The organism is Natronococcus sp., from assembly GCF_047921035.1.
In the GTDB taxonomy this organism is placed as follows: Archaea; Halobacteriota; Halobacteria; order Halobacteriales; family Natrialbaceae; genus Natronococcus.
Map to the genome: position 1 here is coordinate 25,686 of NZ_JBLRWX010000018.1, position 16,526 is coordinate 42,211.

The window sequence follows — 16,526 nt, forward strand, 5'->3', positions numbered from 1 at the left end:
AGCGAGTCGAGCGGGCGTGGCGGGATTCGAACCACCTGAACTTCGCTCGCGGTGCTCGCTCGTTCCGTAGTTCGAATCCCGTGCCCGTCCGCTCCTCACGTTCGTTCGTCGCGGACGGGCGTGGCGGGATTCGAACCCGCGATCAGAAGGTTAGGAACCTTCTGCCCTCTCCGCTAGGCCACACGCCCCGTCAGAAAAGTGTTAGTTCGGTTCCGTGTCGGGTTCGGTCTCCTCCTCGGAGGTGACCGGTTCCGTATCGACGAACTCGTCGTCACCGTCGTCGAACTCGCTCGTCTCGCCGAACTCGTCGGTTTCGCCGAACTCCTCGTCGCCCTCCTCGAAGCCCTCGCGCATCTCCTCGAGTTCCGTTTCGACCTTTTCACGCCCCTTCTGGAATTCGCCCATCGCCTCACCCGTCGACCGAGCCAGTTTCGGGATCTTGTTCGCCCCGAACAGCAAGATGGCGATGAAAAGGATGATCAGTAGTTCCGGACCCCCTGGGATAGGGGCAAACAGCGGTGCGATTTCTACCATCTCTATGCGTGGCTTATGGGCTGGCAATTATAACCTTTTTGGACCGGACGGTAAATCAGCACTCCGGGCAGTCAGCGCCTCGAAACTGCCCGCCGGCGGGCGACGCTAATCCGTTTTACTCCCTCCGTTCGTTTCCGTACGGTCCGGACGACTGGACGTCGCCATCCGCGACAGCCACGACGATACCGATCGACCGAACGGTGATCCGGCGGTGACCGGTCGCTCGAGGGGACAGTTCGATCCGTCCCCTCTCGTCGTACTCGTTCCGTAGGAGCGCGACGACCCCGAAGTCCCTTCGAAGGCGGCTCTTCGGCCCTCAAAAGGTCGGATTCCGTTTCGGACTGCATCCTTTCGGTTGCCGACAGATATATTATGTAAGAAAAACTGTTAGTCATGTATGGTTAGAATTATCGGTGCGATCGCGAGACCGGCCCGCCGTCGAGCAGGATACTCGAGGCGACCCGGGGCCGCGGGTGGTCCGGGTGAGTGATCCGATCGTCCTCGAGTGGACGCCGTTGAACGCGTGTCGCCGCCGGCTGATCTTCGAGCCGCGGGAAGTCGGGGGGTGGCACCGGACCGAGGAGGAACGCCGGGACGAGGAGTGGCACGTTGTCGATCACGAGGTCGTTACCCACGTCGAACTCGACCGCTCGGGCCCCGACGGACCCTCCGGCGTGACGACGTATCGCGGACCATGACCAGCCCGCTCGTACGGCACCGGGCTATCGAAGCGACGGTCGTCGTCCCGGAGACCGAAGTCGACGCGCTCGAGATCCGTTCCGGGAGCGAAACTGTCTTTCCTGTCTACCCGTAACTCGAGAGCGATGGTAGACACCGGAGACGCCGCACCCGACTTTACCGTACCGCTCGCGAACGGCGATGTCGACTCCTTTACGCTCTCGGAGCGCCTCGAGGACGAGGCGCCGATCGTCCTCGCGTTCTTCCCGGGCGCGTTCACGGGCGTCTGCACCGACGAGATGTGTACGTTCCAGGATCGGCTCTCGGCGTTCGACGACGTCGACGCCACGGTGTACGGGATCAGCCGCGACTCGCCGTTCGCCCAGAACGAGTTCCGCGACCAGAACGACCTCGAGTTCGGCCTGCTCAGCGACCTGAACAAGGAGGTCATCGCGGACTACGGCGTCGAGATGGACTTCGACGACATGGGCGTCTACGGCGTCGCCAAGCGCTCGGTGTTCGTCGTCGACGCCGACGGCGAGGTCACCTACGCGTGGGTCAGCGACGACCCCGGCGTCGAACCGGAGTACGCCGAGGTCGAGGACGCCGCCGCCGACGCGGCGTAACCACCCGCAGCCCTTTTTTAGCCGGGCAGCCTCGTGCGGATATGAGCGATTCTACGACCGACGAGCAGGCGGGCCGCGTCTACGTTCCTGCTGCCGACCACCACTTCCCCGACACGAAGCTGAACCAGGTTCTCGAGTTCATCGAAGCGGACGAGGAGATCCAGACCTATCTCGAGGCCCAGAACATCAACGCCGTCGACCGGATGCGATACAACGACCACGGCGCGAAACACATCGAGATCGTTCGCAACCGCGCGCTCTGTCTGTACGACCTGCTGAAGGCGGGCGACGTCGAGTTCAACGGCGCCAGCGAACAGGGCCTCGAGGAGGCCGACGAGGCGGTGATCGTCGCGCTGGCGGCGACGCTTCACGACGTCGGCCACGTCGTCCACCGCGACCAGCACGCCTACTACTCGATTCCCCTCGCCGCGGACATCTTAGAGCGGGTGCTGCCGGAGTTCTACGACGTCGCCGACACCGTCCGGATGAAAGGCGAGGTGCTCCACGCGATCCTCTGTCACCACACCGCCGAGACGCCCCTGACGACCGAGGCCGGCGTCATCCGGGTCGCCGACGCGCTCGACATGGAGCGGGGTCGCTCCCGGATCCCCTACGAACAGGGCGGTCGCGGCATCAACACGCTCTCGAGCCAGGCGATCAGCCACGTCACCTTACACGAGGGCGAGTCCCGGCCCGTGATGGTCGAAATCGCGATGACCAACGCCGCGGGCGTCTACCAGGTCGACAACCTGCTGAAGGCGAAGCTTCGAGATTCGGGACTCGAGGACGAGATCCGTATCGTCGCCGTCAACACCAACGAGAACCACGAACAGCTGGTCGAACGGATCGAGCTGTAATCAGGCGAGCCGGTACCGTCCGTCGTCCCGTTCGACGTACCCCCGCTCTCGCAGCGTTCGTGCGATCGAGAGCACCGCTCCCTTCTCGACGCCCAGTGCCGCACAGAGCTCGTCGGCGCTGGCGTCCGGCCACTCCCGCAGGTAGAGGTAGAGCAGCTTCGCCTGTGCCGATTCGAACTCCTCGGGGATCGAAACGTCGGGTCTCGCGTCCAGTTGCATACTCGTCGTTCCGTCGTTCGACGATATTAAAACCAGCTATCGTCAACTGTCGAAACCGGGACGAACCCACGCTCCTCGAGCGTCGCGAGCGAGTCAGGACGCTTTTGGCGCCGCTGGCCCTCTCGACGGGTATGAATATACAGCTCGTCGTCCTCGGTCTGCTGACCGGGGCGCTCACCGGAGCCTTCTTCGCGCTCTTCGACGTCCCGATTCCGGCGCCGCCGGAGCTGCCGGGACTCATGGGAATCGTCGGGATCTACCTCGGATACAAGCTCGTCGAGGCCTCCGGCGTCACACTCGACGTCCTCGAGTCGATCGGACTCTGACGTCGACCGTCGAATCGCTCTCAGGGTGCGACGTCCAGCCCCGCGGCGAACTCTCGGGCCCGCTCCCGGATCGCTCCGGCGTCGGCGACGACGACCTCGCCGTCGCGCTGGAGGACCTCGCCGTCGACCATCGTGAACCGGACGTCGTCGCCGTGGGCGGCAAAGACCAGGTGCGAGAGCACGTCGTGGATCGGCGTCCCGCGCGTAACGTCGGTCTCGAGGCCGACGATATCGGCGTTCCACCCCTCGCGGAGCTTCCCGACGCGCTCGAAGCCGGCGGCCTCGGCGCCGTTTACCGTCGCCATCTCGAACACTGTCCGTGCAGGGAGGGCCTGGGGCTCGAGCCGGTCGACCTTCTGGAGCAGCGAGGCCTGGCGCATCTCGGTGAACGGGTCGAGCGTGTTGTTACACGGCGGGCCGTCGTTGCCCAGCGCGACGTTGATTCCCCGGTCGAGGTAGTCGAGCACCGGCGCGACGCCGCTGGCCAGTTTCATGTTCGACGAGGGACAGTAGGTGACGTTCGTGTCGGTCTCGGCGAGCACCTCGCGCTCGCTCTCGTCGGTCCAGACGCAGTGGGCGAGCACGACGTCCTCGCCCGTGAGTCCGACCTCGTCGAGCCAGTGGATGTTCCGCATTCCCGTCTCCTTCTCGACGGTCTCGATCTCGCCGCGGTTCTCGCTCGCGTGGGTGTGGATCCGTACCCCGTCGTGGGCGTCGGCGAGCTCCCGGCTTCCGCGGAGACACGCCTCCGTACAGCTCACGGCGAAGCGCGGCGTGACGGCGTAGCGGATCCGTCCGTCGGGGGCGTGGTACTCCTCGATGAGCCGTTCGCTCTCGGCGAGCGCGTCGTCGGTGTCCTCGAGCAGTCCGTCCGGCGCGTCCTTGTCCATCAGCACCTTGCCCAGCCGACCGCGGATCCCCAGCTCCCGGGCGGCCTCGAACGCCTCCTCGGCGTGGGCGACCGAGAGGTGGTCGACGCAGGTCGTCGTCCCGCTCTCGATCAGTTCGAGGTAGCCCAGTTCGGCCGCGGCGCGCATCTCCTCGGCCGAGAGCTCGGCCTCCATCGGCAGGACGTACTCGAAGAGCCAGTCGAGCAACTCGGTGTCGTCCGCGATGCCCCGACCGAGACTCTGGACGGAGTGGATGTGGGCGCCGACCGTTCCCGGCGCGAGCACGTCATACGAGTTGCGCTCGTGGTCCGGGTACTCCTCGAGACAGTCCGACCGCTTCCCGACGGCGACGATGACGTCGTCCTCGACGACGACGGCACCGTCCTCGATCACGGTGTCGGCGTCGGCGACGACGGTTCCCGACAGCAACATACCCTCTCCCGGTAGCCGACGAAGCGGCTTATCTCTGTGGATTCGTCGCGTCCGCCGGGCGTCAGGGCCGGATCTTCAGCGACGCTACCGAGAGCCCCCACAGGAGACAGATGAAGGCGGCGAACGTGACGTAGGCGACGCCGAAGAACCAGACGAGCAACGGGATGTGATCGATCAGCAGGTAGCCGCCGGCGACGAGTATCGGAACGAGAACGACGTTCACTCGGACGAATCGCTCGAGTCCCATCTACGCGAACGAAACGGGACAGAGACCAAAGCACTGTTGATGTCGATCGTCGCCGAGCCGCGTCGATCGCCTCTCGCGGCGATACGCCCAAAAAAGTGACCCCGAGCCGTTAGTAGCTACGTTCCTTCGGCTCGTAGGTCTTCTCGCCCTCGAGGATGACGGGCCGGTAGAAGATCGACGGCTCGCCGTCGTCCCACGAGATCAGCGTGTGCTTGAGCCAGTTCTCGTCGTCGCGCTCCTGGTTCTCCTGGCGCCAGTGGGCGCCCCGGAACTCGTTTCGCACGAGCGCACCCAGCGCGATCGTCTCGGCGACGTCGATCAGGTTGCGCGTCTCGTAGGTCTGCTGGAGGTCGGTGTTGAAGGTGCGCGAGGGGTCGTCGACGTAGACGTTCTGGTACTCCTCGCGACACTCCCGGATGACCCGCAGCGCCTTTCGGATCCCCTCGTCGGTGCGGAAGACGTTGACGTAGTCGGTCATCGCCTTCTGGAGCTTCGCGCGGATCTGGGCGTGCTGGACGCCGTCGTCTTTATCCATCAGGTGGTCGACGCGAGCCCGCTCGGCCTCGACGGCGCGCTCGAGCAGCCCGTCGGCCTCGGTCGCGACGCCGCTTCCGTCGGCGGCGACCCCACCCGAGGTGTCGAGCCCGGCCGAGCCGGGCTGGACGGGCAGTTCCGTCTCGGTCTCGTCCTCGACGTCGTCGCCGTAGCCGGTCTTGATCTCGGCTGCGCCGAGGTCGTCGCCGGCGGCGTGGCGACCCGCGCGCTTGCCGAAGACGATCAGCTCGGGGAGGGCGTTCCCGCCCAGACGGTTGCCGCCGTGGACGGAGACGCAGGCGGCCTCGCCGGCCGCGTAGAGCCCGTCGATGTTGGTCTGGCCGTTCTCGTCGACGTCGATCCCGCCCATCGCGTAGTGCTGGCCGGGTTTGACCGGCATCGGCTCGACGAGCCCGTCGACGCCCTCGAAGTCCTCCGCGAGGTGCAGAATGTTCTCGAGGCGGTCGAGGATGCGCTCCTCGCCGAGGTGGCGCATATCGAGGTGGACGTACTCGTCGTTGACGCCCCGACCCTCGTTGACCTCGGTGAGTTCGGCGCGGGCGACGACGTCGCGGGAGGCGAGTTCGCCGGAGTTGTTCGCGTACCCGTACTCGAACATGAACCGTTCGCCCTTCGCGTTGTAGAGGATCCCGCCCTCGCCGCGAACACCCTCGGAGATGAGCACGCCCGTCGAGGGCAGCGACGTCGGATGGAACTGGATGAACTCCATGTCCTCGAGCGGCGCGCCCGCGCGGTAGGCCATCGCGTGACCGTCGCCGGTACAGGAGACGGCGTTGGTCGTGTGGTCGAACGCCTGACCCGGACCGCCGGTCGCGAGGATGACCCCGTTGTTCGCCTTGAACCCCTCGACGTTGCCCGACTGGACGTCGTAGGCGACGACGCCGTGACACTCCCGATCGTTCGGGTCTGCCGCGTCGTCGGTGACGAGGTTCATCACGTACCACTCGTCGTACACCTGGATGCCGCGTTTGACGACCTGCTCGTACATGACGTGTAGCAGGTGGTGGCCGGTTTCGGCGCCGGCGTAGGTCGTCCGCGGGAACGAGAGGCCGCCGAACGGCCGCTGGGAGACCCGACCGTCGTCCTCGCGCGAGAAGGGCATCCCCCAGTGCTCGAGCTGGATCGTCTCCTCGGGGGCGTCCTGGGCCAGCGTCTCGGCGGCGGGGGCGTCGGCCAGGTAGTCCGACCCCTTCATCGTGTCGTAGGCGTGGAGCTCCCAGTCGTCGCCCTCGCGGAGGGCGGCGTTGATCCCGCCCTCGGCCGCGCCGGTGTGGCTGCGGACCGGGTGGAGTTTCGAGACGATCGCCGTGTCGGCGCCCGCCTCGTGCGCTGCGATTGCGGCCCGGAGGCCGGCGCCGCCGGCGCCGACCACGATAACGTCGTGTTCGTACATCTTACCAGAACTTCAGGTTCTTCTTCACCGCTTCCCGTTTGAGCTCCTGAATGTGCTCGGTCAGGGGGATATCTTTCGGACACACCTCGGTACAGGAGAACTGGGTCTGGCAGCGCCAGACGCCGTGTTCCTGTTCGACGATGCGGAGGCGGTGCTCCTTGATCTCCTCGTCCTCGCGTTCGTCCATCGCGAACCGGTAGGCCTTGTTGATCGCCGCCGGCCCGAGATACTCGTTGTCGCCGGCCGCGATGTTACACGAGGACATACACGCCGCACACCAGATACACCGCGTTGACATCTTCACCTTCTCGCGGTTCTCGCGGGACTGGCGCTGCTCCTCGAATTCGCCGTCCGGCAACTCCTCCTGCTGGAAGTACGGCTCGACGGCGTGCATCTGGTCGTAGAAGTGGTCCATGTCGACGACCAGGTCCTTGACGACCTCCTGGTGTGGCAGCGGCTCGACCCGGACCGGCTGTTTGAGCTCCGAGATCTGGGTCTTGCAGCCCAGGCGCTGGCGGCCGTTGACGAAGAAGGCGTCGGAGCCACAGACGGCCTGCCGACAGGAGTGACGGAACGTAAGCGAGGAGTCGAACTCGTCGCGGGCGTACATCACCGCGTCGAGGACGGTCATCCCCTTCTCGAAGGGAACGTAGAAGTCGTCGAAGCGGGGCTCCTGTTTGCCCTCGACCTCGGGATCGTAGCGGAACACCTTGAGGTGTACCGTCTCGCCCTCGACGTCGGACTCGTCGACGGCTTCCTCCTGGGCGAGTCCCTGCTCTTTCTCCTTGAGTCGCTCCTGCTGTGGCGACTCGGCGCCCCGCATCTCGGGGTCTTCCGGTGCTTCCTGGGATTCGGGTTCTTGCGGTTGTTCTTGTTGTGTACTCATGTTAGGTCCACCCCGCCATGGCGACTGCGACCCAGATACCCTGGGCGATGAGTGCGATCCCGGCGAGCGACAATACGGCGAGCACGACCTTCTTTTGCGTGCCTTCCAGCCCCTGGTTGACCAGGGCGTTGTAGACGCCGTTGACGCCGTGGAACGTCCCCGCGATCAGGAACAACACCATCGTCAGGAAGTACCCGACGTTCTCCATTCGGGCCTGCGTCCCTGCAAATGTTACGTCCGCAGCGTGGTTGACGAAGTGCAGCTGGAAGAAGTGAAACGCCAGCACGACGATCAGAAACGCCGCGGTGATACGCTGGAGTAACCAGCCGGTCCCGCCCCGCGTAAAGGAGGAGTACTGTTCCGCCATCAGATCGCCACCCCGTCCATGAACGTCGGCACGCTCGCGATAGTGATGATACCGGTCAGCACCAGCGAGGCGTAGAAGCTCTTGTCCTGTGCCGAGAGGCCGACGCCGAGGTCGACCATCAGCAGCCGGAGCCCGTTCAGGATGTGGAAGACAGCGACGGCAAGCAGCCCGACCTCGAGCACGCGAATAATAAACAGCGACTCGAGACCCTGGATGGTCTGGGTGTAGACGTCCTCGCCCTGCGGGATCAGCGCGGGGTCGCCGCTTGCGGCGCCGATGGCCGTACTCAGCACGGCGATGTGGGTAAACAGGTAGCCGATCAGCATCCACCCGGTGAACTTGTGGAAGATCCACGCCCACATACCGGCCGAGAACTCCTTCCAGCGACCGAAGTCCTCGATGAGACCGCGATTGTAAGACTGACTCATACGCTCGTCTGGACGGTTTGACCGTGAGCGTATAGAAGTTACCTTTATCGGCTGGTTTACCGGGTTCCATATCCCGGTCCCCGAACCGCGGTCAGCGACGGCTCACATCGGGAGCTGGGACTGCGGGCCGGTCCTGGTCCCCGTCCGGTCGTTCTCTAAGGCCGTCCGGGTGTCCGGCGAGAGCCCGACCAGGTGACAGAGGGGGTTGCCCGGATAGACGACGGGGTTCTCGAGGACGCCAACGATCAGTCCCGTGAAGGGGGCCTCGACGGTGACGATGTCCTCTTTCTCCTTGAACGGGTTCGTGATGGTACAGATCACGTCCCCCTCCTCGACGAGCGAGCCCCGGCCGTGTTTCATGTCGACGATTCCGCCGGCGTCGGCCCGGAGCCAGGTCTTCTCGTCGTCGCTGTCGATGACGGTGCGCCAGCCCGGCCAGTGGACGGCGGCGCCCGGGTGGAGTCCGAACTCCGCGAACACGCTGGCGACGCCGGTCAGCGCGCGGTCGATCAGCCGCCGCTGGAAGCGGTGTGCCTCGCCCATCTCGATCGTGACGGTCGGAATTCCGGCGTCGGTCGCCTCCCGTCGCAGGGTGCCCGACGGTCCCTGACCCGCGATGATGACGTGGGTGCTGAACGCGCTGGCGACGCGGGCGGCGCCGGGATCGTCCATGTTCGCTCGCGCGTGGAGCATGTTCGTCCGTCCGCGCGTCGACGTGTGAAAGTCGATCCCCAGATCGCAGGGCTCGATGAAGTTCGTGAAGATGCGGTGGGCCATCCGCCTGGCGCTGGTCGATCCCTCGCGGCCGGGAAACGACCGGTTGAGGTCCCGATCGTAGATCGGCAGGTACCGCTCCTGGGCCAGGAATCCGGGGACGTTCATTACGGGAAGACAGACCAGCGTGCCGTGGAGGTCGGAGTGGTCCCAGTCGTGGGCCACCTCGCGGACGACCTCGATCCCGTTGAGTTCGTCCCCGTGTGCGGCCGCCGAGAGGAATATCGTCGGCCCCGACTGCTCCCCGTTGATGATCGTGACGGGGATCCGGACGGGGTCACCGAGGTACGTCTCGCTGATTCCGTACCGGATGTTCGCCGACTCGCCGGGATCGACCCGGCCGCCGTCGTACGTGAATACGTCGTCGTCGATCGGCGGCGAGTCGGACGACTCGAGCGAGTCGTCGGCCGCGTCGTTACCGCTCATAGGTTGCCACTGGTTCGGGACCCTCCTGAATCTTTGTTTGGCGTCCGGCGCCGATTCCGGAACCCGACCGCGAGTCCTGTCCCCGCCGAGATAGCGTAAGGCAGTTGAAATTCAGGGCATAGATTTTGTATGCCCGACTTGTACGGTACGCGCATGGAGATTCGCGAAGCGACCGACGCCGACGCCGACACGATCCGTTCGATCGCCCACGACTCGCTCTCGTCGACCTACACGGACTTTCTCGGAGAAGAGACGATCGACAGCGCCGTCGATCAGTGGTACGGCGAGGAGTTCGCCGACGACATCGCCGATGACCACTCGCTGATCCTGGTCATCGAGCGCGACGGCGAGGTTATCGGTTTTTCCCACAGTGAATTGGTCGGCCAGCAGTACAGCAACGGGCAGCTGCTGTGGCTCCACATCGACCCCGAGGCTCGCGGCGACGGGACCGGGGTTCGGCTGCTCGTTCGCACCCGCGAGAAGCTCCTCGAGGACGGCGCCGACCAGGTCCAGTGTTTCGTCCTCGAGGACAACGAGGGCGGCAATCAGTTCTACGCGGACCACGGCTTCGAGCAGGCCGACCAGCGCGAGGTCGAGATCGGCGAGGAGACGTTCACCGAGAACATCTACGTCGAAAGCGAGATCGAGAGCGGCGACGACTGGACCGCCGTCGACGAGCTCGAGGTCGACGGGAAGACGGTGTACGTCAGCTACGGGGACGCGGACCGCGGCTCGAAGGCGCCGTTCTACGGCGCCTTCGAGACCGAGGACCAGGCCGAGCGCTACGGCTGGCTCTGTGGCAACTGCGATTCGATCGACAACGCGATGGACACGATGGGCCGCATCGAGTGTAACGGCTGTGGCAACCGCCGCAAGCCGACCCGCTGGGACTCCTCGTACCTGTAGCGAACCGACGCGATTCTTTCGGACCCTCGGTTCGGCTCGGTTTCGATCCGTCCGAACGCCGCGAGAGTGCGACGCGCTCGAGTAGGCCGTCCCTACCTGCCCCAGCGCCGACTCCGGGCCGTCGGCGTCGATTCCGTTCGCGCAGTTGCCTCTCCCTTCCAGAAGTTGTCCCTGCATTACAATCCCGTCCTCGCTGGACTATTCGGCGAGTCGCGGTTCCGCTCCCGACGGCGTAGCTCGGCGTTCGGCGATCGCGACCGTCACGACGCATGAACAGGCAGGACCACATCGTTCGCGGATTCAAGGCGACGCTGGTTGCGCGGGCGATATACATGATCTCGAGCGCGCTGTTGATGCTCGTACTGGCGCGCTTTCTGCTCGACCCCGACGGGTACGGCGCGCTGTACTGGGCGATCGGCGTGCTGGCGGTGATCCAGCTGGTCGCGGACCTCGGCCTCGGCAAGTCGGCCGCGAGATACTTTTCGGAGTACAGCGAGCGCGACCCGGGCCAGATCCCGTATCTGATCCGGACGACGCTGGCGCTGAAGCTCGGGCTGCTCGCGGTCGTCACGACCGGCCTGCTGGTCGGCCACGAGTGGCTTGCCGCCGCGCTCGGGGATCCCGGTGCCGCCCCCTTCCTCGCCGCGGGAGCGCTGTACATCGTCGCGTTCTCCTTTAGTACCAGCTCCCAGATCGCCTTACAGGGGTTCAACCGGCTGGGGTACAGCGCGGCGATCCAGGCGATCAGCGGCGCCGCCCGGCTGCTCTTCGCGGTCGCGTTCGTCGTGCTCGGGATGGGCGCGCTCGGCGCGCTGTTCGGCTACATCGTCGGCTACGCGCTCTCGGCCGCGGTCGGACTGACGATCCTGTACCTCGAGTACTACACCCGGTACGAGCCCGCTGAGGAGTACGAGCCCGGACTCGCCCGTCGCCTCGCCGAGTACAGCGTTCCGCTGACCGCGACCCGGAGCGCGAACGTGATCGACAAGCGCATCGACGTCGTCCTCGTCGGGATCTTCCTGACGCCCGCCGCTGTCGCGTTCTACCAGCTGGGAAAGCAGATCGCCGACTTCCTGCTCGCGCCGGCCGAGTCGCTCGGGTTCACGATCTCGCCGAACTTCGGCGAGCAGAAGGCGACCGGCCAGCTCGAGAGCGCCCGCCAAATCTACGAGACGTCGCTGACGAACGTCCTCCTGTTGTACGTTCCCGCGACGGTCGGGCTCGTCATCGTCGCCGACCCGTTCGTGACGATGGTGTTCGGCGCCGACTACGCGGGTGCGGTCCCGGTCCTGCAGATCCTCGCGGGCTTTGTCATCCTGCAGGCGATCACGAACCTGACCAGCGACAGCCTGGATTACCTCGGCCGGGCCCGCTCGCGCGCGATCGCGAAGGGCGGGACGTCGGTCGCGAACTTCGGACTCAACCTCGTCCTCATCCCGACCTTCGGCGTCGTCGGTGCCGCCGCGGCGACCGTCGCGACCCACACCGTCTACGTCGCCGTGAACCTCTACATCGTCCACAGCGAGCTCTCCCTGCGGCTCGAGACCCTCGTGCGGACCCTCGGTCGGATCTGTGCGATCACGGGCGTGATGGCCGTCGCCGTGTTGCTCGTGACGCCGCTGATTTCGAACCTCGTCATGCTGTTCGTCGCGATCGGACTCGGCGTGGCCACCTGGTGGGTGCTCGCGGTGACGGCGGGGATGATCGACGTCCAGAAAGTTCGGTCGGTCATCACGTAGCCGCTGAACGGTCGTTCGGTAGCTTGCCATCGCTCATGAACGCTTATCAATACCGTTCGTCTCTATACTGTATGGCCGTTTCCGATCCCGTCACCGTCGGCGTGTTGAGCCTGCACACCAGCAAGGAGACCAAAGCGATACTCAACGCGACCGAGGAGTTAGGGCACGACACCGAGTGGCTCCGCACGGAGAACACGTCGATCAGCGTCGCCGACGGAAGCGCCACGCTCGAGCCGTCGGTCGACGTGATCGCCAACCGGATGCTGCTGTCGAACACCGAACAGCCCTGCGAGGAACTCGGACTGGCGAACACCCTCTCGGGACTGGTTCCGATGCTCAACGGCCCCGAGTCGGTGCTGACGGCGATCCACAAGATGTCGACCGGCACGGCGCTTGCGGCCAACGACGTTCGGGTTCCGGACGTAACTCTCGCACTGAGCAACGAGAAGCTCAACGAGGCCCGATCCCGGTACGGCGAGGAAGCCGTCTACAAGACGGCGATCGGTACCCACGGCGGCGGAACCTGGAAGGTCGGCCGCGACGACCCGATCAACGCGAAGGTCGGCAACCGGTACGCGTTCCTGCAGGAACTCATCGACCGCGAGGACGCGCGCCACCGCGACGTCCGCGTGTACGTCGTCGACGGCAAGATCATCGGCGCGATGTACCGCTACGCCCCGGACAACGACTGGCGCACGAACGTCGCCCTCGGCGGCGCCGTCGAGAACGCGACCGACGACCTTCCCGAGGAGGCCCGGGACATGGCCAAACGCGCCAGCGACGCTATCGGTCTCGACTACGCCGGGGTCGACCTCGTCGAGGGCGAGGAAGGCTGGTTCGTCCTCGAGGTGAACCCGACGGCCGGCTTCAAGGGGCTGTACGAGGCGACCCAGGTCAGCCCCGCCCCCTACATCGCCAAACTCGCGATCGAACGCGCCGGCGGCGAGGTCGACGACGACCGGGTCAGGGAGCTCTCGGCGGTGCTCGACGATTCGCAGCCCTCCGCCAAGCCGCCCGAGGCGTCGACGTTCGGCGGGGAGTCGGCCGTGATCGGCTACACCGAGGAGGTCGTCCTGTCGGGGACCAGCGGCTCGAAGACGGTCCTCGCGAAGTCCGACACCGGCGCGACCCGAACGAGCATCGACACCTCGCTCGCGGCCGACATCGGCGCCGGCCCGATCAAGTCGATCACGCGGGTCAAATCCGGCAGCAGCAAGACCTCCAAGAGCCGCCCCGTCGTCGACGTCGTCGTCGGGGTCGGCGGCAACCAGCATACCGTCACCGCGAGCGTCGAGGACCGAAGCCACATGGACTACCCCGTCCTGCTCGGCCGGGACATCCTCGAGAACTACCAGGTCGACGTCAGCCGGCGGATCGACCGCGACGCACAGGACAGACCCGAAGAGGAGGAGTAAACGACTCGAGAGCGGACGGGTCGAAAGAGCCGGCCGCCCCGGCGCGGAGACCGGCGGCTTCCGTCTGACCCGGGACTTTTTTGCGGGTCGAAACGCCCGTCGCCGAGTCCGATCGCGAGTCGACGCTGACAGGTATCTGTCACCACCTCGAGAATCCGACTCCACCGTGTTCGTCGAACGTCCACAGCAGTAGTAAGTGCTCGTGTCGCGGAACGGACACACGGTGGTTCGCGGGTGAGAAAAGTTCGTAAATACGAAAGATCGATTGGGTGGGAGCGAAGAGTTCCTTATCGGATTAGGTAATCTTAATACGCGAAAGCCACAACCGCACAACGATGACAAGGTCTAACCAGGAGTGGTGGCCGAACCGGTTGAACGTGGAACTCCTCGACCAGAACGCCTGCGAGGTCGGTCCGATGGACGAGGAGTTCGACTACGCCGAGGCGTTCGAGGAACTCGACTACGAGGAACTGAAGGCGGACATCGAGGCCGTCATGACCGACTCCCAGGAGTGGTGGCCGGCCGACTACGGCCACTACGGGCCGCTGTTCATCCGAATGGCCTGGCACAGCGCCGGCACGTACCGGATCAAAGACGGTCGCGGTGGCGCCTCGGGCGGCCGACAGCGCTTCGCGCCGCTCAACAGCTGGCCCGACAACGCGAACCTCGACAAGGCCCGTCGGCTGCTCTGGCCGGTCAAGCAGAAGTACGGGCAGAAACTCTCGTGGGGCGACCTGATCGTCCTGGCCGGGAACGTCGCCCTCGAGTCGATGGGATTCGAGACGTACGGCTTCGGCGCCGGACGCGAGGACGAGTACCGACCCGACGAGGCCGTCGACTGGGGCCCCGAGGACGAGTGGGAAGCCTCCGAGCGCTTCGACGAGAACGACGAGCTTCAGGGTAACCTCGCCGCCACCGTGATGGGCCTGATCTACGTGAACCCCGAGGGTCCCGACAGCGAGCCGGACCCGGAGAAATCGGCGGAACGGATCCGGGAGTCGTTCGGTCAGATGGCGATGGACGACGAGGAGACGGCCGCGCTCATCGCCGGCGGACACACCTTCGGGAAGGTCCACGGCGCCGACGATCCCGACGAGCACATGGGGCCCGAGCCCGAGGCGGCCCCCATCGACCAGCAGGGACTTGGCTGGGAGAGCAGCCACGGCTCCGGCAAGGGCGCCGACACGATCACCAGCGGCATCGAGGGCCCGTGGAACACCACGCCGACCCAGTGGGACACGAGCTACATCGACAACCTGCTCGAGTACAACTGGTGGCCCGAGCGAGGTCCCGGCGGCGCCTGGCAGTGGACCACGCAGAACGGCGAACTCGACGAGGCCGCGCCGGGCGCCGAGGATTCCGCGGAGAAGGAAGACGTGATGATGCTGACGACCGACGTCGCGCTCAAGCGCGACCCCGACTACCGGGAGATCATCGAGCGCTTCCAGGAGAACCCCGACGAGTTCCAGGACGCGTTCTCGCGTGCCTGGTTCAAGCTGATCCACCGCGACATGGGTCCGAAAGAGCGCTACGTCGGTCCGGAGGTTCCGGAGGAGGAGCTGATGTGGCAGGACCCGATCCCCGACGCCGACTACGAGCTGATCGGCGAGGACGAGGCCGACGAGCTCAAAGCGGCGCTCCTCGACTCGGAGCTGTCGGTCTCCCAGCTGGCCAAGACCGCCTGGGCGTCGGCCTCGACGTACCGCTACGGCGACAAGCGTGGCGGCGCGAACGGCGCCCGCATCCGCCTCGAGCCCCAGCGAAGCTGGGAGGTCAACGAGCCCGACCAGCTCGAGACGGTGCTCTCGACCTACGAGGAGATCCAGGAAGAGTTCAACGGCTCGCGATCCGACGACGTGCGGGTCTCGCTCGCCGACCTGATCGTGCTGGGCGGCAACGCGGCCGTCGAGCAGGCGGCGGCCGACGCCGGCTACGACGTCGAAGTGCCGTTCGAACCCGGCCGAACCGACGCCTCCCAGGAACAGACCGACGTCGACTCCTTCGGGGCGCTCAAACCCGACGCTGACGGGTTCCGCAACTACTACAGCGACGAAGCCGACCGGTCCCAGGAGGAGCTGCTGGTCGACAGGGCTGACCTGCTGAACCTGACGGCGCCCGAAATGACGGTGCTCGTCGGCGGCCTGCGCGCGCTGGGCGCCACCTACCAGGACTCCGACCTCGGGGTCCTCACCGACCGGCCGGAGACGCTGACCAACGACTTCTTCGTGAACCTGCTCGACATGGACTACGAGTGGGAAGCCTCCGACAGCTCCCAGGACATCATGGGCTGGGAGGCGACCGCGGACTCCGACGCCGACCAGATCGACCAGGTGTTCGACCTGCGCGACCGCGAGACGGGCGAGGTCGAGTGGACGGCGTCCCGCGCGGACCTCGTCTTCGGTTCGAACGCCCGACTTCGAGCCGTCGCGGACGTCTACGCCTCCGAGGACAGCGAGGAGAAGTTCGTACAGGACTTCGTCGAGGCCTGGAGCAAGGTCATGCAGCTCGACCGCTTCGATCTCGAGTAACCGCCTGCTGAGTCGGTTCGCTGTCGATTTTTTGTCGTGTCGACTATCGCCTCGACTACTCGTCCTCGAGCCCGTGGCGAACGACCAGTTCGTCGTCGGTGATCTCGTCGAGCTGGCCTCGCTCGAGCGGGCGGTCGTCGTCGTCGCGCTCGAGCCAGCCCAGTTTCGCCTTGAGCCGATCGGTCAGCCCCGGCTCGGGATCGACGTACGCGACCCCGCCCTCGACGCCGGTGACGATTCCGATCCGCTCGCCGCGCCCGTCGACGACGGCTTTCCCCTCGTCGTCCTCGGAGAGGTCGG

The 16,526-nt window shown here is 65.8% G+C and carries 17 protein-coding genes, 1 tRNA gene and 1 pseudogene; 8 read left to right on the forward strand and 11 right to left on the reverse strand.

Annotated elements, in window-relative coordinates:
- Positions 1-115: 115 nt before the first annotated feature.
- Both ACNA7R_RS05795 and tatA read right to left on the reverse strand, forming a co-directional pair.
- Positions 116-188, reverse strand: a tRNA-Arg gene (locus tag ACNA7R_RS05795).
- 13 nt (positions 189-201) lie between these two features.
- Positions 202-534 carry a twin-arginine translocase TatA/TatE family subunit gene (tatA, locus tag ACNA7R_RS05800; RefSeq protein WP_416282614.1) on the reverse strand — a complete coding sequence of 111 codons (333 nt, stop codon included), beginning with the start codon at positions 532-534 and terminating at the stop codon, positions 202-204.
- A 482-nt stretch (positions 535-1,016) separates the two neighbouring features.
- On the opposite strand from tatA, the gene ACNA7R_RS05805 reads away from it, so the two are divergent.
- From ACNA7R_RS05805 to ACNA7R_RS05815, 3 genes are all read left to right on the forward strand, one after another.
- Positions 1,017-1,232, forward strand: coding sequence for a hypothetical protein (locus ACNA7R_RS05805; protein ID WP_416282615.1), 216 nt, complete (start codon positions 1,017-1,019; stop codon positions 1,230-1,232).
- A gap of 126 nt (positions 1,233-1,358) precedes the next feature.
- On the forward strand, positions 1,359-1,838 hold the full coding sequence (locus ACNA7R_RS05810; protein ID WP_416282616.1) for a redoxin domain-containing protein: 480 nt from the start codon (positions 1,359-1,361) through the stop codon (positions 1,836-1,838).
- Positions 1,839-1,879: 41 nt separating this feature from the next.
- Positions 1,880-2,695, forward strand: a complete 816-nt coding sequence (locus ACNA7R_RS05815; protein WP_416282617.1) for an HD domain-containing protein — start codon at positions 1,880-1,882, stop codon at positions 2,693-2,695.
- Here ACNA7R_RS05815 and ACNA7R_RS05820 read toward each other — a convergent pair whose 3' ends face one another.
- Entirely contained in the window at positions 2,696-2,914 is a 219-nt protein-coding gene (locus ACNA7R_RS05820) for a helix-turn-helix domain-containing protein (RefSeq protein WP_416282618.1), read from the reverse strand.
- 131 nt (positions 2,915-3,045) lie between these two features.
- On the opposite strand from ACNA7R_RS05820, the gene ACNA7R_RS05825 reads away from it, so the two are divergent.
- Positions 3,046-3,240 (forward strand): XapX domain-containing protein, encoded by a 195-nt coding sequence (locus tag ACNA7R_RS05825; protein ID WP_416282619.1) that lies wholly within the window; start codon positions 3,046-3,048, stop codon positions 3,238-3,240.
- Between the two features lie 20 nt (positions 3,241-3,260).
- On the opposite strand, the gene ACNA7R_RS05830 is transcribed toward ACNA7R_RS05825, so the two are convergent.
- From ACNA7R_RS05830 to ACNA7R_RS05860, 7 genes are all read right to left on the reverse strand, one after another.
- Positions 3,261-4,562 (reverse strand): 5'-deoxyadenosine deaminase, encoded by a 1,302-nt coding sequence (locus ACNA7R_RS05830; RefSeq protein ID WP_416282620.1) that lies wholly within the window; start codon positions 4,560-4,562, stop codon positions 3,261-3,263.
- Positions 4,563-4,623: 61 nt separating this feature from the next.
- A complete protein-coding gene (locus ACNA7R_RS05835; RefSeq protein WP_416282621.1) occupies positions 4,624-4,809 on the reverse strand; it encodes a hypothetical protein in 186 nt (61 codons plus the stop codon).
- A gap of 109 nt (positions 4,810-4,918) precedes the next feature.
- Complete coding sequence (locus ACNA7R_RS05840; RefSeq protein WP_416282622.1) at positions 4,919-6,757, reverse strand: FAD-binding protein; 1,839 nt, start codon at positions 6,755-6,757, stop codon at positions 4,919-4,921.
- Position 6,758: 1 nt separating this feature from the next.
- Positions 6,759-7,643: a succinate dehydrogenase/fumarate reductase iron-sulfur subunit gene (locus ACNA7R_RS05845; protein ID WP_416282623.1), complete on the reverse strand. Its 885-nt coding sequence runs from the start codon at positions 7,641-7,643 to the stop codon at positions 6,759-6,761.
- A gap of 1 nt (position 7,644) precedes the next feature.
- A complete protein-coding gene (locus ACNA7R_RS05850) occupies positions 7,645-8,010 on the reverse strand; it encodes a succinate dehydrogenase (protein WP_416282624.1) in 366 nt (121 codons plus the stop codon).
- Positions 8,010-8,438 (reverse strand): succinate dehydrogenase, cytochrome b556 subunit, encoded by a 429-nt coding sequence (sdhC, locus tag ACNA7R_RS05855; protein WP_416282625.1) that lies wholly within the window; start codon positions 8,436-8,438, stop codon positions 8,010-8,012. The genes ACNA7R_RS05850 and sdhC overlap by 1 nt, the downstream gene beginning before the upstream one ends.
- A gap of 102 nt (positions 8,439-8,540) precedes the next feature.
- Positions 8,541-9,638: a succinylglutamate desuccinylase/aspartoacylase family protein gene (locus ACNA7R_RS05860; protein ID WP_416282626.1), complete on the reverse strand. Its 1,098-nt coding sequence runs from the start codon at positions 9,636-9,638 to the stop codon at positions 8,541-8,543.
- A gap of 153 nt (positions 9,639-9,791) precedes the next feature.
- On the opposite strand from ACNA7R_RS05860, the gene ACNA7R_RS05865 reads away from it, so the two are divergent.
- From ACNA7R_RS05865 to katG, 4 genes are all read left to right on the forward strand, one after another.
- Entirely contained in the window at positions 9,792-10,544 is a 753-nt protein-coding gene (locus ACNA7R_RS05865) for a GNAT family N-acetyltransferase (RefSeq protein ID WP_416282627.1), read from the forward strand.
- A 269-nt stretch (positions 10,545-10,813) separates the two neighbouring features.
- The gene (locus ACNA7R_RS05870; RefSeq protein WP_416282628.1) at positions 10,814-12,283 is read left to right on the forward strand and encodes a polysaccharide biosynthesis C-terminal domain-containing protein; all 1,470 of its coding nucleotides are present in this window, start codon (positions 10,814-10,816) and stop codon (positions 12,281-12,283) included.
- A 71-nt stretch (positions 12,284-12,354) separates the two neighbouring features.
- Positions 12,355-13,698, forward strand: a complete 1,344-nt coding sequence (locus tag ACNA7R_RS05875) for a RimK family alpha-L-glutamate ligase (RefSeq protein WP_416282629.1) — start codon at positions 12,355-12,357, stop codon at positions 13,696-13,698.
- Between the two features lie 335 nt (positions 13,699-14,033).
- A complete protein-coding gene (gene katG, locus ACNA7R_RS05880; protein ID WP_416282630.1) occupies positions 14,034-16,226 on the forward strand; it encodes a catalase/peroxidase HPI in 2,193 nt (730 codons plus the stop codon).
- 55 nt (positions 16,227-16,281) lie between these two features.
- Here the strand turns inward: katG and ACNA7R_RS05885 are convergent.
- A pseudogene (locus ACNA7R_RS05885) lies at positions 16,282-16,526 on the reverse strand (hypothetical protein); the annotation flags it as partial.

Excerpts from the sequence above, each read along its gene's own strand:
- ACNA7R_RS05865 (WP_416282627.1), top strand. The coding sequence starts at position 9,792 with ATGGAGATTCGCGAAGCGACCGACGCCGACGCCGACACGATCCGTTCG.
- ACNA7R_RS05870 (WP_416282628.1), top strand. The coding sequence starts at position 10,814 with ATGAACAGGCAGGACCACATCGTTCGCGGATTCAAGGCGACGCTGGTT.
- ACNA7R_RS05835 (WP_416282621.1), bottom strand. The coding sequence starts at position 4,809 with ATGGGACTCGAGCGATTCGTCCGAGTGAACGTCGTTCTCGTTCCGATA.
- ACNA7R_RS05845 (WP_416282623.1), bottom strand. The coding sequence starts at position 7,643 with ATGAGTACACAACAAGAACAACCGCAAGAACCCGAATCCCAGGAAGCA.
- ACNA7R_RS05815 (WP_416282617.1), top strand. The coding sequence starts at position 1,880 with ATGAGCGATTCTACGACCGACGAGCAGGCGGGCCGCGTCTACGTTCCT.
- ACNA7R_RS05840 (WP_416282622.1), bottom strand. The coding sequence starts at position 6,757 with ATGTACGAACACGACGTTATCGTGGTCGGCGCCGGCGGCGCCGGCCTC.
- ACNA7R_RS05860 (WP_416282626.1), bottom strand. The coding sequence starts at position 9,638 with ATGAGCGGTAACGACGCGGCCGACGACTCGCTCGAGTCGTCCGACTCG.
- ACNA7R_RS05875 (WP_416282629.1), top strand. The coding sequence starts at position 12,355 with ATGGCCGTTTCCGATCCCGTCACCGTCGGCGTGTTGAGCCTGCACACC.
- tatA (WP_416282614.1), bottom strand. The coding sequence starts at position 534 with ATGGTAGAAATCGCACCGCTGTTTGCCCCTATCCCAGGGGGTCCGGAA.
- sdhC (WP_416282625.1), bottom strand. The coding sequence starts at position 8,438 with ATGAGTCAGTCTTACAATCGCGGTCTCATCGAGGACTTCGGTCGCTGG.
- ACNA7R_RS05825 (WP_416282619.1), top strand. The coding sequence starts at position 3,046 with ATGAATATACAGCTCGTCGTCCTCGGTCTGCTGACCGGGGCGCTCACC.
- ACNA7R_RS05810 (WP_416282616.1), top strand. The coding sequence starts at position 1,359 with ATGGTAGACACCGGAGACGCCGCACCCGACTTTACCGTACCGCTCGCG.
- ACNA7R_RS05830 (WP_416282620.1), bottom strand. The coding sequence starts at position 4,562 with ATGTTGCTGTCGGGAACCGTCGTCGCCGACGCCGACACCGTGATCGAG.
- katG (WP_416282630.1), top strand. The coding sequence starts at position 14,034 with ATGACAAGGTCTAACCAGGAGTGGTGGCCGAACCGGTTGAACGTGGAA.
- ACNA7R_RS05820 (WP_416282618.1), bottom strand. The coding sequence starts at position 2,914 with ATGCAACTGGACGCGAGACCCGACGTTTCGATCCCCGAGGAGTTCGAA.
- ACNA7R_RS05850 (WP_416282624.1), bottom strand. The coding sequence starts at position 8,010 with ATGGCGGAACAGTACTCCTCCTTTACGCGGGGCGGGACCGGCTGGTTA.